The following is a 22533-nucleotide window of genomic DNA, read 5'->3' on the forward strand; positions in this document are numbered from 1 at the left end:
ACCCGCGCGGATCGCGGTGCCGCTGGCCGGGCTGCCGCACCGGGCGGGCTGATGCCGGGCGAGCGACGGGAGACCGTGGCCGAGCAGAGTGTCCCCACCCACGCCGCGGACACCATGGCCTATCAGGTCGCGACCGACATACGAGCGCTGCGCGCGTTCGTCAGCGCCGGGGCGCTTGCCCGCGGCCTGTCGGCCGAGCGGGTGGAGCTGTTGACCCTGGCGGTCAGCGAGCTGGCCACCAACACGTTGCAGCACACCACCGGCGGCGGCTGGGTTCGGCTCTGGGCCGAGCCGGGTCAGCTGGTCTGTGACGTGGTCGACCAGGGACCGACGCGGACGTTCGGGTGGAGCATGCCGGCCGCCGACTCGGTACGGGGTCGCGGGCTGGCGATCGTGGAGCAGATCTGTGACGAGGTAGCCGTGCTCACCAGCGCCGGTGAGACAGTCGTACGGATCCGCCTGAGTCTGTGAGTCGGCGGCGATCCCCGCCCGCCCGGGCAAGGTCGGCTGCCACAATGCGGACAGCCCGGAACGACTGTGACAACGGGTCGGACCCGAACGGAGGACGCCACGATGCCGGACAGCGCACGCGAGGCCGAGCTGCTCGACGCAGAGCGCACCCTGCAGGCAGCCCAACGGGCCGGCGACGTCGCCGCCCTCGATCAGCTGCTGGTCGACCAGCTGATCGCCATCGGCCCGGACGGGCGTACCCACACCAAGCAGGATGACCTGGCCGCCCACCGGGACCGCCGCACGGTCGTCGAGGAGTTGGTGGAGGAGGAGCTGGACCTGCTCGTCGTCGGCAAGACGGGGGTGACGTTCTTCCTGGGCCGGGTGTCCGGCTTTTCCGAGGGGGCGCCGTTCGCGGCGCGGCTGCGCTACACCCGGACGTGGGTCCACGACGACCCGCACGGCTGGCGGGTCCTGGCCGCACACATCAGCCCGGTCTGACTCAACTGCCGTCCTCGTCGTCCTCGTCGAGCAGGCCCTGCTCGTCGAGGAACGCGAACCACCTGTCGTCGGCAGGGGTCAGGTCGGCGTAGCCCGGCCCGAGCAGGTAGTAGTCCACGAAGGATTCCACGTCGGGGGCGAGCTCCTCGAACGCGTCGGACATGAACCACTCGGTGCCGTTCGGTGGGAAGTACCAGATCGCTCCCGTGCCGCGATCCATGAAGATCGGCTCGTCGCTGCGGGTGCCGACCACCAGCCAGCCCGCCCGGTCCTGCGGGATGGACGAGAAGTCCGGTGCGTAGTCCAGGTGGTACTGGATCCCCGTGAGGGTCGACGAGGACGCCAGCTCGAGCCGACCCGCCCGCAGCCCGTCGGCCACCAGCAGAAGGTCCCGCAGGTCGGGCGGGAGCCCCGCCGGCACGGCGTCGAGGGCCGCCCCCTCGCCGAACTCGGCGTACGCCAGGCTGTCCGGCAGATCGGCCAGCTCAGCACGCAGCTCCTCGATGAGCTGCCGGAGCTCGAGGTCCACTGCACCACCTCTGTTCGGATGAGGTCCCGTCCGACAATGCTCCCGCCTGCCCGGAGGCCTGCGAGCCGATGCGCGGATTGGTTCTACCACGCACCGGCTCGCCGGGGCGTCACCTCGCCGAATCCGCCAACCGGGCCGTCACCACCAGATCGTCGAGCTGCGCCGACCCGGCGGGTTGCTCCGGCAGTCGGCTGTCGTGCTGCGCCTCGTCGAGCCGCGACGCCAGCTCGGCGAGGTCCCGGCCGAGGACCGGGCCCGCGACCAGGCCGTCGAGCCCGCCGTGTTCGGCGGACCGCTTCGCCGCGATCAGCTCCGGAAGGTACGCCGGCGCGGCCTCGGCGACCAGCAGGCTCGGCAGGTGCGCCAGCATCCGACCGGTGCGCATCAGGTGGACGCCGGTGAGCAGCGCCCGGAAGGTGTAGAGCAGTGGTTTCAGCTCGCCGGTCGTGTCGAACAGCCGCCGTTGGGTGGCGGCGAAGCCGCGGTAGTGGTGCGCGTGGTGCCGGGTCAGCACCAGCGGTGCCAGCTCGACCAACGCGGCGTGCACAGCGGTGGTGTGCACCACCAGGGGTGACAGCAGCTGTTCGAGCACGTAGCCGTTGCGCCGCAGCATCAGCCGGACGAACTTGCGCAGGTCGTGCGTGACCAGGTCCAGTTCCACGCCCTCGCGGTCGGTCATGACCGTGTGGGTCTCGGTCGGCTGCGCCAGCCCGATCAGGTCCTCGACCGGAAGCAGGTGCGCGCCGCGCAGGTCGACGTCCGAGTCGGTGGACGGGAATCCGTACAGGTGGGCGCCGGAGACGGTGGCGAACACCAACGGGTACGGCTGCTCGGCGAGGATGCCCGTGAGGTCGACGCCGGCCGGCAGCCCCGCGGCCTCCCAGGCCGTCACGCCGAGCACCGCACCGAACGATCCCGGACGGAGATCAACCACTGTTCGACAGTGACCTCGTCGGGCTTCTCGGGTAGCGGGCTGGTGTCCAGGCCCGCGGTCATCCGGCTCACCAGCCGGTCCCGCCAGGCGACGATCTCGGCCCAGGGCACCTCGCCGGCCTTGACCGCCAGCAGACGGTCCCGGTCGGCGCCCACGTCCAGCACCAGGCGGCCGGTGCGGACCAGGTCACTCCCGGCGGTCAGCAGTCGGATCAGGTGCATCACGTGCCGCCACGCCGGAACGCCGGTGCGGGCGATCCCCCGCTCGGCCTTGCCGAACTGGGCGGTCGCGTACCGCAGGTAGGTGTCGGCCACCCGCCGGGACAGGAAGGCCGGGGTGAGCGCCCGCAGTTCCGCACCCAGCGGGGTGCACGTCTCGACCAGCGGCGAGTGCAGCACCTCCAGGACCGTGGGATTCGCCGCCAACCCGAGCGTGCAGACCCGCTCCACTTCCCACCGCACCTGCTCGTCGAGCGGCCCGTCGTGATGGCGGGCGGGTTTCCGCAGCCCCCAGAACGCCGAGGCCGGCAGGGCGTACACCCCGCGTCGGTCGGTGTCCGAGGCCGCGCCGGACAGCCCGAACGCGCGGGAACCGACGACCACCTGCAGGATCGTGTGGTCGTCGACCAGCTGATCCGTCAGTGCGTGCTCCACTGCCGCCGCCTCCCCCGAGCGTTGCGCCGACCGCCGGGCGGCCGTTGTCCGGTGCACACCATGCCGGTCCGGGAGTGCTGACGTCGAATCCTTCCCTCAGCTCACGACGGCGTCGATCGCGCCGACGCGCAGGGTGCCGTCGTTGAGGGGCGTGCAGCGGATGCCGCCGGTGGTGCGCAACGCCTTCCACGTCCCCGGGCCGACGGTGACGTCCATCCAGGCGCACGGCCGGGCCGCCCGGTTGACCCGCAGGCTGACCGGGCCGTCGCCGGAGTCCAGCACCAGCACCCTGCCGATCAGCTCGTCCACGGCGATCCCGGTGGTGAGGATGTTGCGTCGCACCTCGGCCAGGCCGACGCCGACCGGCAGCGACTCCCGGGCGATGACGGTGACGCTGGCGTCGCGGTGTGCCTGTTGGCCGAAGTACCGGTCGCCGACGATGCCGAGGCCGGCCCGGATCCGGACGGCGTCGACCAGCTCACCGGGCGGGGCCGGTGCCGGGCCGTCGGCGGGCCGGCCCAGGAAGCGGTGCACTGGCGAGGCCAGCAACTCGACGATCTCCGGCATGGCAGGAATTCTACGAACCGGACAGGGGCCGCCGGGGCAGGTCCACGGATGACCCGGTGGGGACGGCGGCGTGAGCCGTCGCCGTCCCCACCGTGACCCGGTTCAGGCCGGTGTGCCGGTGACGGTCAGGTTGCGCAGTCGGCCCACGTTGTCGAACGAGCCGAAGCCGACCCGTCCCGAGCCGAACGTGGTGTCCTTCGCGGTCAGCAGCGGGTCCCGGTGCCCGTCGACGTAGACGGCGATCTCACCGGTGGCCGGCAGGTGCACCACCTGGACCCGGTGCCACCTGGCGTCGGTGATCGCCGGGTTGGCGCCCCGGGACCGGCCGTTCCACTGGTGGTCGATGCGCTCCCGGTCGGCGTTGTCCACCTTGAAGATGCCGTTGTGCGGGTAGATCGTGTTGTCGGTGGAGAGGTGGGCGTAGTAGAACTCGGTGTCCGAGCGCCAGCCGAAGACGATGATCACGTCCCGGTTGGTGATCTCCACGGGGGTGTCGAGTCGTACCTGGGCGTCGACCCGCACCGACGACCACGCCGGGCCGCCGGTCAGCACTGCGTACTCGAAGGGCCGGCGCGGGCCCGGCCGGCTCTCCCCGGCCTCGGCCAGGACGACCTGGTCGCGGGTGAACTGCCACTTCGCCGGCGTCACCGGCGCCCAGTTCGCGGCCCCGGCGGTGCGGCGCACTGTGACGTCCCCGACGTCGCCGCTGGCGAACTCCCTGGTGCCGGTCACCTTCCAGACCTTTCCGTTGGCCTTCGCGAGGATGTAGAGCTCGCCGGCGGCGTCGGTGCCGAAGCGCAGGTCCACCCGGTTGGGGTCACCGGGCGCGCCCGGCGCGGACAGGTCACGCATCCGGACCGGGGTGCCCGCCGTGTCGAAGAGCGCGAGCTGGTGGATCGTGGCCAGGCCTCGGCCCCGGCGCATCTCGTTGGCCTCGGTGGAGAGCACCCGGCCGTCGACCAGGTCACCGAAGACGTACTTGCCGCGCAGCGCGGGCAGGTTGCGCCCCCGGTAGACGAAGCCGCCGGCCACCGCGACACCGACGTCGTCGGTGCAGTTCCAGCCGGCGGCGGGGTCGTGGTCGTACGCGGCGACCGGGTAGGTGTAGCCGTACCTGTCGTCGTCGGCGGGCAGCGGGAGCAGCCGGTCGCAGGGGTTGGTGGCCGCCTTGTCGAAGACGAACGAGCCCTCGCGCTCGCTCCAGCCGAAGTTGTCCCCGGCGCGGACCTCGTAGATGGCCTCGACGGCGTGTTCGCCGATGTGCCCGAGGTACATCCGGCCGGTCGCCCGGTCCCAGCTGAACCGGTGCGGGTCCCGGAAACCCACCGCGTAGAGCTCGCCGAGCGCGCCAGCCCGGCCGACGAACGGATTCCCGGCTGGGATGCCGTAGCGCCCGTTCGTGGAGTTGGTGCCCCGCGGGTCGATCCGCAGCAGCTTGCCGTGCGGCAGGGCCAGGTTCTGCGGGTCGGTGTTGCGCGCGCCCTGACCACCGTCGCCGACGGCGAGGTACAGCAGGCCGTAGTCACGGTCGTGGCGCTTCGCCGTGGGGTTGAAGTTGATCTCCTGGATGCCGTGCACCTGGCCACCGAAACCGATGCGCAGCACCTCGCGGTGGGTGCCGGCGAAGGTGGCGGCGGCCGGATCGGTCGCCGTCCACTCGGTGATGACACCGTGGAAGAGCGTGTTGGGCTGGGCGTAGTCCGGGGTGACGGTCGTCGTCGACGCCAGCTCGGTGTGGATGGTGTAGAACCGGCCGTTCACCCCGAACTCCGGGTGGAACGCCACGTACCCGAAGCCCTGGCCGAGCCCACGACCGGAGAAGAACCGCGGCGCGAACGTCGCGGCCACGTCCAGGTAGACGTGCGGAACGCCGTCCTCGACCAGGTAGAGGCTGCCGTTGAGGTCGGGCACCGCCCGCCGGCCGGAGCCGTCGGGCACCTCCATGATGGTGTTGATCCGGGCGGTACGCATGAGCCGCGCGTCGGTCGGCGCCGGTGTGGGGTACGACTGCGGGAAGCTGGCGTACTCGCTGAGGACCAGCCCGAGGCGGGACTGGGTCGGCATGTCGGGGATCGGGTCGTCGACCGCGTCGGCGGCCCGCGCGGGCGTGGCGACCAGTGTGGACAGGATCAGTACGAGGGCGGTGAGGCCGGCCCTCAGTGTGGGCCGGCGGACGGTGCCGGCGCGGCGGTGCAGGGTGCGCACGCGTGTCTCCTTCTCGGTGGGACGGTGCCGAGGGTGGTCAGCGGGCAAGGTGGCGGTACTGCCTCCGTACGTCGGTTGCGGAGGCCACGCTGTCGAGGAACATCAGGCCGTCGATCCGGCAGTCGCACGGGTTGCGCTCGAGGGTGTCCTGGGGAAAGCTGCCGCCGATCTTGATGCCCCGGGGGTCGGACGCGGTGGTCAGGTGCGGGCCGGGCCCGGACAGCAGCCACGGGTCGTCGGTGCGGGTGTAGAAGCCGTCCACCGGTTCGCCGTTGCGGTAGAGGGCGAGCGCGCCGGTGTCGAAGTCGAAGGTGGCGGCCAGGTGCACCCACTCCCCCACCGGCAGCAGCTCGCGCCAGTCCCGGGTGGCGGCGAAGGTCTGCGAGTTGCCACCGTCGAGCCGCCGGCCGAGCGCGACGAGACGCAACTCCCCGTCGACGTCGATCAGTTCCAGCAGGGCGCGGACGCCGTGGCCGTCGGAGTCGCCGGTCAGCACCCCGGCCAGCCCGATGGCGTTGTACCTGTCGTCCGGGTCGGCGGTGGTGGAGTTGGGCGACGGGCTGTCCATGTTCAGCTTGAACCAGCCCATGACCGTGGTGCCGGCGGTGGCGCTGAAGGCGCGCAGTGTCCGCACCCCGCTGGCCGACCAGGTGCCGGCCTTCCAGTCGTCGTTGCCGGCGACGGCGGGGGCGACCTGCCGGGTCTGCACCGCGTTGCGGCTGCCCCGGTAGGCGCGGTCCGGCACCCGCATGGCGGCACCGCCGTTGATCAGCTCGATCTCGGTGCCGGAACGGCCCTGGTCGCGTTCCAGGGCGGGGTCGCCGGGCACCGGGTGGTCGAAGTCGTACGCGGCGACCAGGTGCGCGCGCAGCGCCGGGTGGACGTCGTGCGTGGAGCTTCGATCCGCCTGCGCTGGTGGCGCGCTGGCACCGGTCAGTGCGCCGATCGCCAGGAGGGAGACGGCCGCTCGTCGGGCCCTGGACATGGCTGTCACCTCGTTTCGCGGCATGCCGGATGCCGGTCACGGAAGCGCTTACGAAAGCGCTTACGTACCCTAGGCTTCGATCGATGCCACTCGCAACAGATCGGGTGGCATGAATGTTTCCGGAGGGTTGCCGATGCCCACTGTCAGCCGGCGGCCGCGCCTCGTGGACGTCGCCGAACACGCCGCCGTCTCGCTGGCGACCGCCTCCCGCGCCCTCGCCGGCCGCGCGGGGGTCAGCGCCGAGGTGGCCGACCGGATCCGGCAGATCGCCGGTGAGCTGGGCTACGTGGCCAACCCCTACGCCCGCACCCTGGCCAGCGGGGCCACCTCCACGGTGGGGCTGATCGTCCACCAGATCGACGACCCGTACTTCTCCGAGATCGCCGCCGGGGTCATCCAACTCGCCGCCGAGCAGGGCCTGCTGGTGCAGATCTGCCAGTCCGGCCGCGACCCCGGCTACGAACTGCAACAACTGCGGCACCTGATCGCCCAGCGGGTCGGCATCGTCCTGATCAGCGGTTCCGGCTACGGCGACCCACGGATGGAGAGCGCGGCCCGCGCCGAACTGGACGCGTTCCAGGACCATGGCGGACGGGCCGCGGCCATCGGACGGCACGCGCTCGGGGTCGACGCCGTCCTACCGGACAACGAGGCCGGCGGTCACGCCCTCGCCCAGCACCTGATGGATCTCGGCCACCGGCGGATCGCTGTCGCCGCGGGCAGCGCCGGCCTCACCACGGTCGCCGACCGGCTGGCCGGAGTGTCGTCGGCCCTGCGGCAGCGCGGGCGGTCCCCCGCCGACCTCGCCGTCGTGCACAGCGACTTCACCCGCGGCGGGGGGCGCGCCGCCGCCGAGCAGATCCTCAACGACCATCCCGAGACGACGGCGATCATCGCGCTCAACGACGTGATGGCCATGGGCGTGCTATCGACGCTGCGGTCCCGTCGCGTGCCGGTACCCGCGCGGATGTCGGTGGTCGGCTTCGACGACGTCTCCGTGGCGGCCGACCTCGCACCCAGCCTCACCACCGTCCGCCTGCCGATGACCGAGATGGGCCGCACGGCACTCAGCCTCGCGCTCAAACCGCGCACGACCCGCCCCCGCCGTCGTCCCACCGGGCACCTGCTGGTCGTCCGCGACTCGACCGGGCCCGCGCCCAGGGCCTGACCGTTGGGCGCGCCGGTCAGACCGCCAACGCCGCCCGGACGTCCCGCTCCGCCGTGACACCCCCGTCGCCGTGCGAGGTGACCCGACCGGACTCCAGCACGTGGTAGCGGTCCGCCACCCGCAACGCGAAGCCCAGGTGCTGCTCGACGAGCAGCACACTGAACCCGGACTGCCGGGTCAACTCGACGATCCGCTCCTGGATCTCCGCGACCACCGACGGCTGGATGCCCTCGGTCGGCTCGTCGAGCATCAGCAGCCGCGGCCGGGTGATCAGGGCACGGGCGATGGCCAACTGCTGGCGCTGACCGCCGGAGAGCAGCCCGGCCCGGCGCCGCAGCAGCGGGCGTAGCGCCGGAAACAGATCCAGCACCTCCGCCGTTGCCACCGCCCCGTCGCGCCGGCCGTCGGCGACCAGCCGCAGGTTCTCCGCAGCCGTCAGGTGCGGAAAGCACTGCTGACCCTGCGGGACGTACGCCATCCCCCGCGCCACCCGCTCGTGCGGGCCGGCGCGGGTGACGTCCTCGCCGTCCAACTCGACGGTGCCGGAACTCGGGCGCAGCAGCCCCGCAGCGACCCGCAGCAGGGTGCTCTTGCCGGCACCGTTGTGGCCCAGCACGGTGGCCACCCCGTCGGGCGGGACCGCCAGATCGACCCCGTGCAGCACCCGAGAGCGCCCGTATCCGGCGTGCACCCCGCGCAGCGTCAGCATCATGCCTCCAGGCCGGTGTGGGCCGACCCGGCGTCGACCGGGTGGCCAAGGTAGACCTCCTGCACGCGCGGGTCCGCCTGGACCTGCGCAACAGTGCCCTCGCTGAGCACCCGGCCGGCGTGCAGCACTGTGACGCTGCGCGCGAACCGACGCAGGAAGTCCATGTCGTGCTCGATCACGACGACAGTGCGATCCCGGCTCACCGTCTCCAGCAGGACGCCGGTGGCGTCGCGTTCCTCGTGGCTCATCCCGGCGACCGGCTCGTCCAGCAGCAGCAGCCGCGCGTCCTGCACCAGCAGCATGCCGATCTCCAGCCACTGCTTCTGGCCGTGTGCGAGCGTCCCGGCGAGGTGCGCGGCCCGCTCGGCCAGACCGATGGTCTCCAGCGCGGCGGCGACCTCGTCGGGGACACCCCGGCGGCGGCGGGCCAGGGTCGCCCAGCTGCGCCGGGCGCCCGCCGCGATGTCGAGGTTCTGCAACACCGACAGCTCCTCGAAGACCGTCGAGGTCTGAAAGGTCCGCCCGATGCCGAGCCGGCTGATCCGGTGCACCGGCCGGCCGAGCAGTTCCTCGTCACCGAAGCGGACCGAGCCGGTGGCCCGGACCAGGCCGGTGATCGCGTCGACCAGTGTGGTCTTGCCGGCGCCGTTCGGCCCGATCAGGAACCGGATGTCGCCGGCGGGCACTTCCAACGAGACACCGTCGACGGCGGTGAACCCGTCGAAGCTGACCCGCACGTCACGGACGGACAACCCGTCCAACCGCTCGCCGCTCATGCCGCCGGCACCTCCGTCCGCTCGGCGCGTCGTCGGCCCAGCGACAGGAACCCGCGCCGCACCGGCTGCGCGCCCACCTCACGGCGGCGGGTCAACGCCCACAGCGACGCCAGGCCGCCGGGAAGGAACGCCACCACGACCACGAACAGCAACCCCTGAAGGTACGTCCAGGTACCCGGGAACCGCTCGGAGAGGGCGGTACGCGCCCAGGCCACCGCCACCGCGCCGAGCACCGGCCCGAGCAGTGTCGCCCGGCCGCCCACAGCGACGCCGATGACGAACTCGATCGACGGGACGATGCCGATCAGCGCGGGCGAGATGATGCCCACCGCCGGCACGAACAGCGCACCGGCCAGCCCGGCCATGCCGGCCGCGACCACGTACGCCACCAGCTTGACCGACGCCGGGTCGTAGCCCAGGAAGCGGACCCGTTCCTCACCGTCGCGGACCGCCACCAGCAGCTCGCCGTAGCGGCTGTGGATGAGCTGACGGGTCAGCGCGAGCAACGCCAACAGCGTTCCGGCGATGATGAAGTACACCATCCGCTGGTTGACCGGGTCGTCCAGGTCGTAGCCGAAGAAGCCCTTGATGTCGGTGAGCCCGTTGGTGCCACCCGTGGTCCCCTGCTGACCGATCAGCAGGATCACCATCGCGGCGGCGAGCGCCTGACTGAGGATGGCGAAGTACGCGCCGCGGACCCGGCGGCGGAAGACCAGCGAGCCGAGCCCGAAGGCGACAGCCATCGGCAGCAGCACGGTGGCGGGCAGCGCGAACCACGGGCTGGCGAACGGCCGCCACCACAGCGGCAGCTCGTCGAGTTGCCCGTACAGCTGCATGAAGTCGGGCATCCCACCCGGGCCCGCGTCGGCGAGCTTGAGGTGCATGGCCATCGCGTAGCCGCCGAGGCCGAAAAAGACGCCCTGGCCCAGGGTGAGCATCCCGCCCCGGCCCCAGGCGATCCCGATGCCGACCGCGACCATGGCGACGCAGAGGTACTTGGAGCAACGCCAACCGGAAGTCCGACAGCACCAGCGGGGCGACGGCGAACAGCAGCGCCGCGCCGAACGCGAAGCCGGCCAGGGTCCGCATCCGAGACCGGCCGGAAGGCCGACCCGGTGGTACGGCGCCGGCAGGCGCCGGGTGGACGGCGGTGCTGGGTGGCGCGGGGGTGACGGCGGTCATGCGAGGCTCCTGGTCCGCAGTGTGAACAGGCCCTGTGGCCGCCACTGGAGGAACGCGACGATCGCCACGAACACGATCACCTTGGCGACGCTGAGGGTGGTCAGGTACTCCCCGGTGGCCTGGAGCACGCCGAGGGCGAAGGCGACGATCACGCTGCCCTTGAGCTGGCCGATCCCGCCGACCACGACGACCAGGAAGGCGTCGATGATCAGGTTGGTGCCCATTGTCGGGCCGATCGGGCCGAGCAGGGTGAGGGCCACCCCGGCGAGCCCGGCCAGGCCGGAGCCGAGGAAGAACGTCGTCCGGTCGACCCGGGAGGTGGCGACGCCGGACACGGCGGCGAGGTCACGGTTCTGCACCACAGCGCGGATACGACGCCCGAGCGGGGTGAGTCGCAGCGCCAGGGTGAGCGCCGAGACGGCGGCCAACGCCAGGGCCAGGATGAACAGCCGGTTGTTGGCGATCGTCAGCCCGCCGGGCAGCGCCACGTTGCCGGTGAGCAGTTCGGGCGCGCGGGTCTGCACGTTCGGGCTGCCGAAGATGTCCCGGGCCAGTTGTTGCAAGATCAGTGACACACCCCAGGTGACCAGCAGGGTGTCCAGTGGCCGGGCGTAGAGCCGGCGGATGAGCAGCACCTCCAGCAGGACACCCATGGCGCCGGCGACCACGAACGCCACCGGCAGCGCGACCGCCAGCGACAGGCCGGCGCCGGTGATGCTCTGTTGCAGCACGTAGGTGGTGTAAGCGCCGGCCATGATGAACTCACCGTGCGCCATGTTGATCACGTTCATCTGGCCGAAGGTCAGCGCGAGGCCGAGCGCGATGAGCAGCAGCACCGCGCCGATGCTGATGCCGGTGAAGAGTTGACCGAAGAGGACTGTCACGGTGGGTACTCCGAACTGGTGGTCGGGTGGCCCGGGCGGGGCGCGTCGCCGCGCGGCCCGCCCGGGCCGGCGTCGTCAGCTCAGGCCGCTCGCCCACGGGTAGGTCTTGAGGTACGGGTCCGGCGCGACCGGCTTGCCGGAGTTCCACACCTCGGTGATCAGACCGTCCGCGCCGATCTTGCCGATCCGGGCGGTCTTGGCGATGTGCTGGGTCTTGCCGTCGACGGTGACCAGACCCTCCGGCGCGTCGAAGGTGATCCCGTCCGAGGCGGCGCGGACCTTCTCCACGTCGAAGGCGCCGGCCTTCTCGACCATCGCCTTCCACAGGTGGACGCCGACGTAGGCGGCCTCCATCGGATCGCTGGTCGGCTTGTCCGCGCCGTACTTCGCCTTGTACGCGGCCACGAACTTCGAGTTCGCCGCACCCGGGGTGGTCTGGTAGTAGTTCCAGGCCGTCAGTTGGCCCTCCAGGTACTGGGTGCCGATGCCCTTGACCTCTTCCTCGGCGATCGACACCGACACCACAGGCATCGCGGCGGCGGTCAGGCCCGCGGACTTGTACTCCTTGAAGAAGGCCACGTTGCTGTCACCGTTGAGCGTGTTGAAAACCGCGTCCGCGCCGGAGGATTTGACCTTGTTGACGATGGTGCCGAACTCGGTGGACCCGAGGGGTGCGTAATCCTCACCCAGCACCGTCATCCCGTTCGCGGTCGCGTACGCCTTGATGATTTTGTTGGCGGTACGGGGAAAGACGTAGTCGCTGCCGACCAGATAGACCGACTTCGCGCCCTGCGACTTGAGATAGTCGAGCCCGGGAACGATCTGCTGGTTGGTCGTCGCTCCCGTGTAGAAGATGTAGGGCGACTGCTCCAGACCCTCGTACTGCACCGGGTAGAACAGCAACGCCTTGTTCTTCTCGAACACCGGCTTGACCGCCTTGCGGCTGGCCGACGTCCAACAACCGAAGACGGCGGCCACCCGGTCCTCGGAAATGAGCTTCTCGGCCTTCTCCGCGAACGTGGGCCAGTCCGAGGCGCCGTCCTCACCGACCGGCTGGATCTTCTTGCCGAGCACGCCGCCGGCCGCGTTGATTTCTTCGACGGCGAGCATGATGGAGTCGCGGACGGTGACCTCGCTGATCGCCATGGTCCCGGAGAGCGAGTTGAGCAGGCCCACCTTGACGGTGTCGCCGGAGACATCGGCGGTGACGCCGGTCGCGCCACCCTCGTCGGTGGTCTTGCTGCCGCACGCGGTCATCGCGGCCGCGGCGACCAGGGTCATGGCACCCGCCAGGATGCGGCGGCCCCGGAATAATGACATCTACTCTCCCTGCGGTGCACTCAAGTGGCGAAAGGACGGTCGGTGCGGTCCGATGGAGCTGACGTGGGCGATGCCATGGTCGACGGGTGGACGCCGCGCAGGGCACCGGATCGGATATGGGCAGAGAAAGCGTCGACCGGCATGATTGCGCGGGTGTTTCCCGGTCCTTAATTGACTGTTTCCGAGGGGCCGCCGCAGCGCGCACGAAAAACGGCCGACACCGTTGGGAGGAAACGGTGTCGGCCGTTCGGAGAGACGCAAGATAAGTGCCACCACAATGGTCGACGGAGAAATCCGTCGACGGTGGGCACGCAATGGTGAGATCCGGCCCCGTGGCCAGATACTTCACACAGGAAGCATCTTAGGGCGGGATCGGGTGGCGCTGTCAAGGGTCGGATGGGCCGACTGCCGTGCCCGGTTCAGAGCTGCGCGAGCACCGTGAAGTCGAGTCCGTCGGCCTCGGCCAGGTAGATGCGCTGACGGACGTGCCGCTGACGCAGCCGCAACCGGCCACGCGGCCCGTGGTAGGCGACCGTGTCGGCGGCCGTCTCGATGGCCCGTACGTCGAGGGTGCGGGCCTGGCCGATCAGCGCGGCGAGCAGCATCACGCCCTCGTAGCAGGACTCCCCCAGGCTGCCCAGCGGCGGTGCCTCCACCCCGAAGCGCTGCGCGAACTCACCGTGGAAGTCGAGATTCTCCTGAGTGACCAGCCCGGCGAAGAAACCCGCCGTGCTGTACAACCTCCGGGTCGCGCCGGCACCGCTGGCCAGCAGCATGTTCTCGTCCATCAGGGTGCTCAGCCGCAGGCAGCGCTGGTCCAGACCGGATCGGGCGAACGCGCGGTTGAACCGCACCGCGTCGGCACCGACCAGCAGCATCAACACCGCGTCCGCGTCACTGTGCTCGATGCGGCGCAACACCTCGGTGAAGTCGTGCGCGTCCAACGGTAGGAAGTGCCGGCCCACCACCTGCCCACCGCCGCGTAGCGCGTACCGCTGGGCCGCCCGCGACGTTCGGCGCGGCCACACGTAGTCGTTGCCCACCACGAACCAGCGACGCACGCCCTGCTCCCCGGCGAGCAGCCGCATCGCGGGCCACAGTTGGGCATCCGGCGTCTCGCTGGTCAGGAAGACCCCTTCGGTGCGTTCACCGCCCTCGTAGAGTGCGGTGTAGACGTAGGGCACCCGGTGCGCGACGCGGGGCGCCAACGCCTGCCGCACCGAGGAGATGTGCCACCCCGTCACCCCCTGCACGGCTCCCACCGACACCAACGCCTCGACCTCGGCGGCCACCTCGGCCGGCGGTGCGCCACCGTCGACCGGCACCAGCCGCACCTCCCGGCCCAGCACGCCACCGCACCGATTGATCTCCTCCACCGCGAGCTGCGCGCACAGCTCACAGGTGGGGCCGAACATGCCGGCCGGCCCGCGCATCGGGTAGACCAGCGCGATGCTGACCACGGCACGGTCGACGGTCAGCCACGGCGGTGCCGGCGCGGACATGAGCACATGATTGCCCGGCCCACGACGGAAGACCAGCGCTCACCACTGGCCGGGACGACTCGCTACGATGACAGGGCCACCGGACCAGGGAGTTTCATGTCAGACGTGCCCGGGGCGCCAGCTGACCTGCTGCGCTCGCTCACCCGCGCCGAACGGCTGCTCTCCCGCCGGTTGGGCGCCGTTCTGGCCGAGGACGAGCTGAGCATCGAGGCATGGCGGGTGCTCTGCCTGCTCGCCGACGGCCAGGGTCACCCGATGAGCGAGGTGTCCACCGAGGCGTCGCTGCCGCCGGGCACCCTCACCAAGCTGGTCGACCAGCTCGTCGACCGCAACCTCGTCTTCCGGCGCATCGATCCGATCGACCGCCGACGCATCCGGGCGTACCTGACCGCTCGGGGCCGCCGCGAGCACGCCCGCCTGGACGAGCGGGTCCGGGCCAGCATCGCCGAACTGGGCATCACGGAGATGGTCGTCGCGGAGACCAGCGAGCCGGGCATGCCCCCGGCCGCCAACCTCGTACGCCAGCTCGACGACCTGATCGGCCGCCTCGACCCGGCCCGGCAACGAGTGCACGCCGACGCGGCCGGCCCACACCGCTGACCCCTTCCCCCTCCCCGCTCCGGGCTCCGGGCTCCGGCTCCGGGCTTGCGGGGCAATCGGCACGGCCTTGAGCGCGGCTCGCCCTCCCACCCCACACGGCAGAGAGCGTGATGTCTGTGAGTCATCACGATGACTCACAGACATCACGCTCTCGAGAGAATCCGCCAGGCACCGTCGTGCTCTGCACCAACCTGGCCTCGGGAAGACCCGGCAGGACCGGCACGCGGCCCGGTAGTGGCTCCTTAGACCGTTAGGTGGGCGCGCAGGGTGTGCGCGTCGGGGGCGGTGGCGGTCCACAGTGTCGCCGGGCCGCCGGCCAACGGCAGCCGGGCGACACTGCCCTCGGCCATCGGAGGTTCGGCGGGTTGCGACGGGTCGACCACCAGCAGCGATCCGGTGGCCGCGGCACCGTCGAGCACCGCCGGACCGGCCCAGCCCGGCGCGTGCGGTCCCACCGCGAGGGACTGACGCAGCAGTGGTCGACCCGCGTAGTCGACCTGGGTGTGCACGACGGCGCCGCCGGGCGCCTCGCCGTACCGGCCGCAGATCAGCTCGTCGCGCCAACGCACTGTCGCACCGGCGGCCAACTCGATCCGGGACTCGGCGAGGTGCGCGCAGCCGGCCGCCGCGACCAACTGTTCCGGAAGCCAGTGCAAGGTGGCGCCGGCGTGCACCACCGCCCGCACCGCCATCCGGGAGACGGCGCCCGCGCGACCCGGCAGGGCGATCGACGCCGCGACACTAAGCACCCGGACCGCCGCGCCGGGCCCAACCTCGATCTCCAGGCGCAGGTCGTCTCCGGCAAGCGGCCCGGCCGCCCCGCCGACGAGGTGCACAGTGGCGACACCCCCGTCGGTCGGGGTCTGGCGCAACAGCAACGGCGTTTCGCCGTGCAGCTCGACCAGTGCCGTGCCACCCCGACCGTCGGCCCGGGCGACCAGCCGGGCGAGCGCTCGCATCAGACCGGACCGACCGGGACGGCCAGCGGGTGCACTGCGGCGTGGTGGGCCAACTCGTGCCGGATCCAGTCGGCGACCGACGTCGCCGTGGGGTCTCCCACGATGGACAGGAAAAGGGTCGGGAGGTCGCCGCGCCGGGCTCTCGCGTCACGATCCATGACGGAGAGGTCGGCACCCACCATCGGCGCCAGGTCGGTCTTGTTGATCACGAGGAGGTCGGCGGCGGTCACCCCCGGCCCGCCCTTGCGGGGCACCTTGTCCCCGCCCGCCACGTCGACCACGAAGATCTGCCGGTCGACCAGCCCTCTACTGAAGGTCGCGGTCAGGTTGTCCCCACCGCTCTCCACGAGGACGAGGTCCAACGGGCCGACCGCCTCGGCCAGTTCGTCGACGGCGTCCAGGTTGGCGCCGATGTCGTCGCGGATCGCGGTGTGCGGGCAGCAACCGGTTTCCACCGCGCGGATCCGGGCCGGGTCCAGCACTCCGGCCCGCCGGAGGAAGTCGGCGTCCTCGGTCGTGTAGATGTCGTTGGTCACCACACCGAGCCGCAGTTCGTCGGCGAAGGCACGGCAGAGCGCGGCCACCAGGGCGGTCTTGCCGGAACCGACCGGGCCGCCGATGCCGACCCGCAGGGCACGTCCGGCACGCGCCAACGGCGGATGGGGGTCCACCCCCGGCTCCGGGTGGGTGTGCGGAACGGTCTCGTCGTGGGGTGGGGTGGCCGGCGGCGGCGTGGTCGGTTCGACGGCGGGCACAGCGCTCGGCACAACGGTGTCAGGACGCAAAGAGACGCACCTCCCAGGTGGCATGGATCTCGGCATGGATGTCGGCGAGTGGAGCGGCGGCGGCCGGTAGCCGCTCCGGTGGGTCGTCGGCGGCCCGCGCCGCGTCGGCGGCCGTGCCGTCGCAGGCGTCGGCCAGGCCGACCAGCAGGGCCTGGACCTGGTACGGGTCGAGGCCGAGCAGACGTACTCCGGCGCTGGCCGCTCCGGTCAGCGTCCCGTACGCGGCGATCGTGGCGGTCTCGACGCGGGACAACCCGGCCGCCGCGCAGAGCAGCCCGAGCACCAGCGGTTGGTGTGCGCCACCGGGCGTCGCGGGCAGGTCGGCGAACGGGGCGTTCGGCCAGACGGTCCGGCCGGCACGCAGCAGGGCCCGGCCCTGTCGGCGCGAGACCGCCCGTAACGCCGGGGCGGCGGTACGGGCGTCCAGCTCCGCGTCGAGCCGAGCCAGCGCCCCCGACCGTCGGGCCGACCGGGCCGAGCCGGCCGGGTCGGCGGTCTCGGCCACCGCCGCCCGGTGTGCGGCCGCCGCGAACGCCGCGCCGACCAGACCGGCGGTGGCCAACCGTCCGGCCAGGAACGCCTCCAACGAGGCCAGGTCGGTGACCCGGCCGGCGGCGACGGCCGCCTCCAGACCACCGGAGTGCGCGTGCGCCCCGGCCGGGAAGCGCCCGTCGGCCAACAACAACAGCAGGCTCGGCGTCGCCATCAGAACAGGAAGTACCGCTGGGCCATCGGCAGCCGGGTCACCGGGTCCGGCTCCACCACCTGCCCGTCGATCCGCACCGTGAAGGTGTCCGGGTCCACCTCGATGCGCGGCATCGCGTTGTTCTCCGGCAGGTCTGCCTTGCCCCGCGACCGCACGTCGCTCACCGGCACCACCCGGCGACGCACGTCCAGGCGGAGCCCGGCGTCCAGGGCCGCCGGCGCCACGAAGGCCAGGCTGGTGGCGGCCGCCGCCGCGCCGTACGCCCCGAACATGGGCCGGGGCAGCATCGGCTGCGGTGTCGGGATCGAGGCGTTGGCGTCGCCCATCTGGGCGTACGCGATCATGCCGCCCTTGATGACCAGGAGCGGTCGTACGCCGAAGAACGCCGGGTCCCAGAGCACCAGGTCGGCGAGCTTGCCCGGCTCGACCGAGCCGATCTCGCGCTCCAGCCCGTTGGCCATCGCCGCGCAGATGGTGTACTTCGCCACGTACCGCCGGGCCCGGTGGTTGTCCGCGGGCCCGTCACCCGGCAGCGCGCCGACCCGGTCCTTCATCACGTGGGCGCTCTGCCAGGTCCGCATGATCACCTCGCCGACCCGACCCATCGCCTGGGCGTCGGAACCGATGATGGAGATCGCACCGAGGTCGTGCAACAGGTCCTCGGCGGCCATCGTGGACGGTCGGATCCGGCTCTCGGCGAAGGCCAGGTCTTCGGGCACTGACGGGTTGAGGTGGTGGCAGACCATCAACATGTCCAGGTGCTCGGCCAGGGTGTTGGCGGTGTACGGCCGGGTCGGGTTGGTCGACGATGGCAACACGTTCGGTTCGCTGGCCACGGTGATGATGTCCGGTGCGTGCCCGCCACCGGCGCCCTCGGTGTGGTACGAGTGGATCGCCCGTCCACCGATCGCCCGCAGGGTGTCGGCGACGAACCCGGCCTCGTTGAGCGTGTCGGTGTGGATCGACACCTGAACCCCGGACGCGTCAGCCACCCGCAGACAGGCGTCGATCGCGGCCGGTGTGGTGCCCCAGTCCTCGTGCAGCTTGAAACCGCCCGCACCGGCCCGCAACTGTTCCCACAGCGCCTCGGTGGAGACGGTGTTGCCCTTGCCGAGCAGCAGCACGTTGACCGGCATCGTGTCCAGCGCCTCGTGCATCCGGGCCAGGTGCCAGGCGTTCGGGGTGACAGTTGTCGCGCGGGTCCCCTCGGCCGGCCCGGTGCCGCCGCCGACCATCGTGGTGATGCCACTGGCCAGCGCCTCGGTGACGATCTCCGGGCAGATGAAGTGCACGTGGGTGTCGACCGCGCCGGCGGTGAGGATCCGCCCGTTGCCGGCGATCACCTCGGTCGACGGGCCGATGACCAGGTCGGGGTGGACACCGGGCATGGTGTCCGGGTTGCCGGCCCGTCCGAGCGCCACGATGCGCCCGTCGCGCAGCCCCACGTCGGCCTTGACCACACCCCAGTGGTCCAGCACGACCGCGCCGGTGATGACGGTGTCCAGTGCCCCCTCGGCGCGGGTGGCACGAGACTGCCCCATCGACTCGCGGATCACCTTGCCGCCGCCGAAGACCGCCTCGTCGCCGCCCACGCAGTGGTCGGTCTCCACCTCGATCAGCAGGTTGGTGTCGGCCAGCCGGATCCGGTCACCGGTCGTCGGCCCGTACAGGTCGATGTAGCGGTCCCGCCGCACGGCGCTCACCGCGGCGACCCGTCGGCCGTGGGCGGGTGCGGCGGCGGGTCCAACGGTCCGGCGCACTCTCCGCGCAGGCCCGGCACGATCCGTGCCCCGCCGAGCGGTACGAGGTCGACGCTGCGGTTGATGCCGGGCTCGAACCGGACCGAGGTGCCCGCCGGAACGGCGAGCCGCTGCCCCCAGGCGGCGCCCCTGTCGAACGACAGCGCCGGGTTGGCTTCGGCGAAGTGGTAGTGCGAGCCGACCTGCACCGGGCGGTCGGCGGTGTTGACCACGAGCACTGTGGTCACCGGGCGGCCCACGTTGATCTGAACCGGGTCGGCCGCCGGCAGGATCTCCCCGGGGATCACGGGATCGGGTGGTGCACCGTCACCAGCTTGGTGCCGTCCGGGAACGTTGCCTCCACCTGCACCTCCCTCAGCAGCTCGGGGATGCCGTCCTGGACGTCGTCACGACCGAGCACCGCCCGGCCGGCGGACATCAGGTCGACCACCGACCGGCCGTCGCGGGCCCCTTCGAGGAGGAACGCGGTGAGCACCGCCACGGCTTCGGGGTAGTTGAGGCGCAGGCCGCGTTCGCGGCGGGCGCGGGCGACATCGGCCGCGACGTGGATGAGCAGGCGGTCCTGCTCGTGCGGGCTGAGGAACACGGGGCTCTCCCGGTGGGGTCGGCGTGCCCGGCTCGCCGTCGGCTCCGCACGGGAGCCGCGCCGGGCATCAGCGCCCGGGGACGAGCTGGGAGTCACACGACCGCCGGGTCACCGCCGACGGGGCGACCCGGGACTCCACCATCCCGGCCCGCACGACGGGCAACCGGCGGTGTCGGGTCGGATGCGGACCGCACCGCCCACCGCTGAGCAGACCGTAGAGGATCACCACCGACCGAGGCAACAGTCCGTCAGGGATGCCGGTGCGTATTTCCGTGCGGCGGCGGGCAGGGCATGATCGCCGGATGACGGCGACGAGGGGTACCCGCGCACTGCTCGGTGTTCTGTTCCTGGCGGCAGCCACGGTCGGGGTGTGGATCCTCTGGTTGGGCTGGGACACCGAGTACACGGTCGACGCGCAGACCGGCGCGAGCAGCGGCCCGTACGAGGCGTGGCAGGTGATCGGCTGCGTGCTGACGCTCGTGGTGCTGGCCGCGCTCGCCGGGACGCGGCTCAGCCCGTGGCTGGTGGCGCCGGTGATGACCGTGGCGTTCACGGCGGCCTGGTCGTGGCGGGCCGCGTCGACCGACGACAGTGGGTTGTGGGTGGTCGGGGGGATTCTGGTGCTGGTCGGGGTGGCGGCCGGCAGCACGGTGGTGAGCCTCGCGGGGCGGCGGATCGGCCGACGGATGGCCGGCCGATCCGCCTGACGCCCGGGGTGCTGGTGGCCGCCGAGTTGGTGACGTTGCTGCGGGCATGAACCGCCCATCGTGGACGGAGCCGAATTGTGATCTCATGGCGGCATGATCACTCCGACTCCCCTCATGCGCCTGGTGGCCGGTGTGTGGGGGTTCAAGACCCTCGCGGTCGGCGTCGAACTCGGCCTGTTCACCCGGCTCGCCGGCGGGCGGACGATGACAGTGGAGCAGGCAGCCGCCGAGTTCGGGCTGCCCGACCGACCCGCGGACCTGCTGCTGGCCGCCAGTGCCTCGCTCGGCCTGCTGGAGAAGGCCGGCGACGGTTACCGCAACTCCGAGTTGGCTGAGCAGTTCCTGGTCGAGGGTCGCCCGTACTACTTCGGCGCGCAGGTCCGCTACTCGGACCTGCGCACCTACCTGCCCTGGCACCGAATCGGCGAGGCCCTGCGCACGGATCGACCGTTGACCTGGGATCCGGAGGCCCAACAGTCGATGTTCGACACCGCCGACCCGGAGATGCTGGCGCAGTTCTGGGACGCGATGTTCTCCACGTCCAGCTTCACGGCCAGCGCGCTGGCCGACGCGTACGACTTCTCCGCGCACCGCCGGTTGCTCGACGTGGGCGGCGGTGCGGGCGCGTTCCCGATCGAGTTCTGTCGCCGTCTGCCCGAGCTGCGGGCGACGGTCCTGGATCTGCCGCATGTCTGCGTGCGGGCCCGGGAGCGGATCGCGGAGGCCGGCCTGACCGGGCGGATCGACGCCGTGGCCGGTGACTTCCTCGCCGACCCGGCGCTGCCGGACGGGCACGACGTCATCCTGCTCAGCATGATCCTGCACGACTGGGACGAGCCGACGAACCGGGCGTTGCTGGCGCGGTGCCACGCGGCGTTGCCGCCCGGCGGGGCGATCGTCGTCTGCGAGCTGCTGCTCAACGACGAACGCACCGGGCCGCCGGAGGCAGCGCTGATGGGGATGAACATGCTTGTCGAGACCGAGGGCGGCCGGAACTACTCGGGCGCCGAGTACGCGGCGTGGCTCACCGACGCCGGTTTCGTCGACGTGCGTACCGTGCCGTTCGACGCGCCGGGCGCCAACGGCGCGGTGGTGGCCCGCCGACCCTGACCGACGACGACACCCGGCCCCGGTGCGAACCGTGGGCCGGGTGTCGCGGCGCCTTACGGCGCGGGCGTCCGATCGGCTACCGGTACGGGTCAGGCGCGCGCCTTGGCCGGCTGCTTCATGAAGTCCATGATCGCCTTGTTGACCTCGTCGGCGTGGGTCCACGGGATGCCGTGCGGCGCGCCCTTGAGCGTGATGAGATTGGCGGTCGGCATCATCGGTGCGAGCCGCTGACCGGTCACCGGATACGGCAGCACCCGGTCCTGGTCACCCTGCACGATCAACACCGGAATGTTGATCTTCGGCAGGTCCGGGCGGAAGTCTTCCTGCCAGGCGTCCACGCTGTCGTGGGTGGCCTTGCCGGAGGCCATCGCGCCGATCTGCCAGTGCGCGCGGTACGCCTCCTCGCTGACCCGCTTGCCCATGTTCTGGTCCGGGTTGAAGAACGCGTCGCAGAAGGACGTCAGGTAGGCGAAGCGGTCCTTGATGATGGCGTCCTGGAAGCCCTTGAAGAGGCTCCGGTCGACACCCTCAGGGTTGTCGCTCGCCTTGGCCAGCATCGGTTGCAGCGGGCTGAGCAGTACGGCCCGGCTGACCCGCTGTGAGCCGTAGTTGCCCAGGTAACGGACCACCTCGCCGGTGCCCATCGAGTGACCGACCAGGGTCACCTCGTTCAGGTCCAGCTCGGTCATCAACACGTCCAGGTCCGCCGCGAACGTGTTGTAGTCGTACCCGAAGGCCGGCTGGGCGGAGTTACCGTTACCGCGCCGATCGTAGGTGATCGTCCGGTATCCGGCGTTCTGCAGCGCCCGTGTCTCCTTCTCCCAGGTCGCGCCATTGAACGGGAAGCCGTGGATCAGCACCACCGGCTTACCGGAACCGTGGTCCTCGTAGTACAGGTCGATGGGCGCGGAGTTTTCCGTCCCCACGGTGATGAAAGGCATGTTTGTCTCCTGCT

Annotated in this window: 25 protein-coding genes; 6 read left to right on the forward strand and 19 right to left on the reverse strand. The window is 71.4% G+C overall.

Annotation, left to right across the window (positions count from 1 at the left end; all coding sequences use genetic code 11):
* The first annotated feature begins 51 nt into the window (after nucleotides 1-51).
* Both IW249_RS27500 and IW249_RS27505 read left to right on the forward strand, forming a co-directional pair.
* Nucleotides 52-471: an ATP-binding protein gene (locus tag IW249_RS27500; RefSeq protein ID WP_196923409.1), complete on the forward strand. Its 420-nt coding sequence runs from the start codon at nucleotides 52-54 to the stop codon at nucleotides 469-471.
* Nucleotides 472-573: 102 nt separating this feature from the next.
* Entirely contained in the window at nucleotides 574-951 is a 378-nt protein-coding gene (locus IW249_RS27505) for a nuclear transport factor 2 family protein (protein WP_196923410.1), read from the forward strand.
* Between the two features lies 1 nt (nucleotide 952).
* Here IW249_RS27505 and IW249_RS27510 read toward each other — a convergent pair whose 3' ends face one another.
* From IW249_RS27510 to IW249_RS27535, 6 genes are all read right to left on the reverse strand, one after another.
* Complete coding sequence (locus tag IW249_RS27510) at nucleotides 953-1480, reverse strand: SUKH-4 family immunity protein (RefSeq protein WP_196923411.1); 528 nt, start codon at nucleotides 1478-1480, stop codon at nucleotides 953-955.
* Nucleotides 1481-1589: 109 nt separating this feature from the next.
* A complete protein-coding gene (locus IW249_RS27515; RefSeq protein WP_231394291.1) occupies nucleotides 1590-2348 on the reverse strand; it encodes a nucleotidyltransferase domain-containing protein in 759 nt (252 codons plus the stop codon).
* A 20-nt stretch (nucleotides 2349-2368) separates the two neighbouring features.
* Nucleotides 2369-3067, reverse strand: a complete 699-nt coding sequence (locus IW249_RS27520; RefSeq protein ID WP_196923412.1) for a nucleotidyltransferase domain-containing protein — start codon at nucleotides 3065-3067, stop codon at nucleotides 2369-2371.
* A gap of 96 nt (nucleotides 3068-3163) precedes the next feature.
* On the reverse strand, nucleotides 3164-3634 hold the full coding sequence (locus IW249_RS27525; protein WP_124858151.1) for a molybdenum cofactor biosysynthesis protein: 471 nt from the start codon (nucleotides 3632-3634) through the stop codon (nucleotides 3164-3166).
* A gap of 102 nt (nucleotides 3635-3736) precedes the next feature.
* The gene (locus IW249_RS27530) at nucleotides 3737-5839 is read right to left on the reverse strand and encodes a PQQ-dependent sugar dehydrogenase (protein ID WP_196923413.1); all 2103 of its coding nucleotides are present in this window, start codon (nucleotides 5837-5839) and stop codon (nucleotides 3737-3739) included.
* A gap of 37 nt (nucleotides 5840-5876) precedes the next feature.
* Nucleotides 5877-6824 (reverse strand): LamG-like jellyroll fold domain-containing protein, encoded by a 948-nt coding sequence (locus IW249_RS27535; RefSeq protein WP_196923414.1) that lies wholly within the window; start codon nucleotides 6822-6824, stop codon nucleotides 5877-5879.
* A 133-nt stretch (nucleotides 6825-6957) separates the two neighbouring features.
* On the opposite strand from IW249_RS27535, the gene IW249_RS27540 reads away from it, so the two are divergent.
* Nucleotides 6958-7992: a LacI family DNA-binding transcriptional regulator gene (locus IW249_RS27540; protein WP_196923415.1), complete on the forward strand. Its 1035-nt coding sequence runs from the start codon at nucleotides 6958-6960 to the stop codon at nucleotides 7990-7992.
* A gap of 16 nt (nucleotides 7993-8008) precedes the next feature.
* On the opposite strand, the gene urtE is transcribed toward IW249_RS27540, so the two are convergent.
* The 6 genes from urtE to IW249_RS27570 all read right to left on the reverse strand — a co-directional run bounded on the left by urtE (nucleotide 8009) and on the right by IW249_RS27570 (nucleotide 14365).
* A complete protein-coding gene (gene urtE, locus IW249_RS27545; RefSeq protein ID WP_196923416.1) occupies nucleotides 8009-8701 on the reverse strand; it encodes an urea ABC transporter ATP-binding subunit UrtE in 693 nt (230 codons plus the stop codon).
* Nucleotides 8701-9477, reverse strand: a complete 777-nt coding sequence (urtD, locus tag IW249_RS27550; protein ID WP_196923417.1) for an urea ABC transporter ATP-binding protein UrtD — start codon at nucleotides 9475-9477, stop codon at nucleotides 8701-8703. Before urtD ends, urtE begins: the two co-directional genes overlap by 1 nt.
* Nucleotides 9474-10457 carry an urea ABC transporter permease subunit UrtC gene (gene urtC, locus IW249_RS27555; RefSeq protein ID WP_231392671.1) on the reverse strand — a complete coding sequence of 328 codons (984 nt, stop codon included), beginning with the start codon at nucleotides 10455-10457 and terminating at the stop codon, nucleotides 9474-9476. The genes urtD and urtC overlap by 4 nt, the downstream gene beginning before the upstream one ends.
* A gap of 198 nt (nucleotides 10458-10655) precedes the next feature.
* Complete coding sequence (gene urtB, locus IW249_RS27560; protein WP_196923418.1) at nucleotides 10656-11543, reverse strand: urea ABC transporter permease subunit UrtB; 888 nt, start codon at nucleotides 11541-11543, stop codon at nucleotides 10656-10658.
* A gap of 75 nt (nucleotides 11544-11618) precedes the next feature.
* On the reverse strand, nucleotides 11619-12863 hold the full coding sequence (gene urtA / locus IW249_RS27565; protein WP_196923419.1) for an urea ABC transporter substrate-binding protein: 1245 nt from the start codon (nucleotides 12861-12863) through the stop codon (nucleotides 11619-11621).
* A 419-nt stretch (nucleotides 12864-13282) separates the two neighbouring features.
* Nucleotides 13283-14365, reverse strand: a complete 1083-nt coding sequence (locus IW249_RS27570; RefSeq protein WP_196923420.1) for a substrate-binding domain-containing protein — start codon at nucleotides 14363-14365, stop codon at nucleotides 13283-13285.
* Between the two features lie 96 nt (nucleotides 14366-14461).
* On the opposite strand from IW249_RS27570, the gene IW249_RS27575 reads away from it, so the two are divergent.
* Complete coding sequence (locus IW249_RS27575; protein WP_196923421.1) at nucleotides 14462-14965, forward strand: MarR family winged helix-turn-helix transcriptional regulator; 504 nt, start codon at nucleotides 14462-14464, stop codon at nucleotides 14963-14965.
* A gap of 242 nt (nucleotides 14966-15207) precedes the next feature.
* Here IW249_RS27575 and IW249_RS27580 read toward each other — a convergent pair whose 3' ends face one another.
* Genes IW249_RS27580 through IW249_RS27605 form a run of 6 tightly spaced genes read right to left on the reverse strand, consistent with a single transcriptional unit; the run spans nucleotide 15208 to nucleotide 19761 of the window.
* Nucleotides 15208-15924 carry an urease accessory protein UreD gene (locus tag IW249_RS27580; protein WP_196923422.1) on the reverse strand — a complete coding sequence of 239 codons (717 nt, stop codon included), beginning with the start codon at nucleotides 15922-15924 and terminating at the stop codon, nucleotides 15208-15210.
* On the reverse strand, nucleotides 15924-16709 hold the full coding sequence (ureG, locus tag IW249_RS27585; RefSeq protein ID WP_372433006.1) for an urease accessory protein UreG: 786 nt from the start codon (nucleotides 16707-16709) through the stop codon (nucleotides 15924-15926). Before ureG ends, IW249_RS27580 begins: the two co-directional genes overlap by 1 nt.
* The gene (locus IW249_RS27590) at nucleotides 16699-17415 is read right to left on the reverse strand and encodes an urease accessory protein UreF (RefSeq protein ID WP_196923423.1); all 717 of its coding nucleotides are present in this window, start codon (nucleotides 17413-17415) and stop codon (nucleotides 16699-16701) included. Before IW249_RS27590 ends, ureG begins: the two co-directional genes overlap by 11 nt.
* Nucleotides 17415-19118: an urease subunit alpha gene (locus tag IW249_RS27595; RefSeq protein WP_196923424.1), complete on the reverse strand. Its 1704-nt coding sequence runs from the start codon at nucleotides 19116-19118 to the stop codon at nucleotides 17415-17417. The genes IW249_RS27590 and IW249_RS27595 overlap by 1 nt, the downstream gene beginning before the upstream one ends.
* Complete coding sequence (locus IW249_RS27600) at nucleotides 19115-19462, reverse strand: urease subunit beta (RefSeq protein WP_196923425.1); 348 nt, start codon at nucleotides 19460-19462, stop codon at nucleotides 19115-19117. The genes IW249_RS27595 and IW249_RS27600 overlap by 4 nt, the downstream gene beginning before the upstream one ends.
* The gene (locus tag IW249_RS27605) at nucleotides 19459-19761 is read right to left on the reverse strand and encodes an urease subunit gamma (RefSeq protein WP_030491505.1); all 303 of its coding nucleotides are present in this window, start codon (nucleotides 19759-19761) and stop codon (nucleotides 19459-19461) included. Before IW249_RS27605 ends, IW249_RS27600 begins: the two co-directional genes overlap by 4 nt.
* A 302-nt stretch (nucleotides 19762-20063) precedes the next feature.
* Here IW249_RS27605 and IW249_RS27610 point away from each other — a divergent pair, with 302 nt between their 5' ends.
* Both IW249_RS27610 and IW249_RS27615 read left to right on the forward strand, forming a co-directional pair.
* The gene (locus IW249_RS27610) at nucleotides 20064-20468 is read left to right on the forward strand and encodes a hypothetical protein (protein WP_196923426.1); all 405 of its coding nucleotides are present in this window, start codon (nucleotides 20064-20066) and stop codon (nucleotides 20466-20468) included.
* Between the two features lie 93 nt (nucleotides 20469-20561).
* Complete coding sequence (locus IW249_RS27615; RefSeq protein WP_196923427.1) at nucleotides 20562-21578, forward strand: methyltransferase; 1017 nt, start codon at nucleotides 20562-20564, stop codon at nucleotides 21576-21578.
* An 89-nt stretch (nucleotides 21579-21667) separates the two neighbouring features.
* On the opposite strand, the gene IW249_RS27620 is transcribed toward IW249_RS27615, so the two are convergent.
* Entirely contained in the window at nucleotides 21668-22519 is an 852-nt protein-coding gene (locus IW249_RS27620) for an alpha/beta fold hydrolase (protein WP_196923428.1), read from the reverse strand.
* Between the last annotated feature and the right edge of the window lie 14 nt (nucleotides 22520-22533).

Source organism: Micromonospora vinacea (genome assembly GCF_015751785.1).
Classification (GTDB): domain Bacteria; phylum Actinomycetota; class Actinomycetes; order Mycobacteriales; family Micromonosporaceae; genus Micromonospora; species Micromonospora vinacea.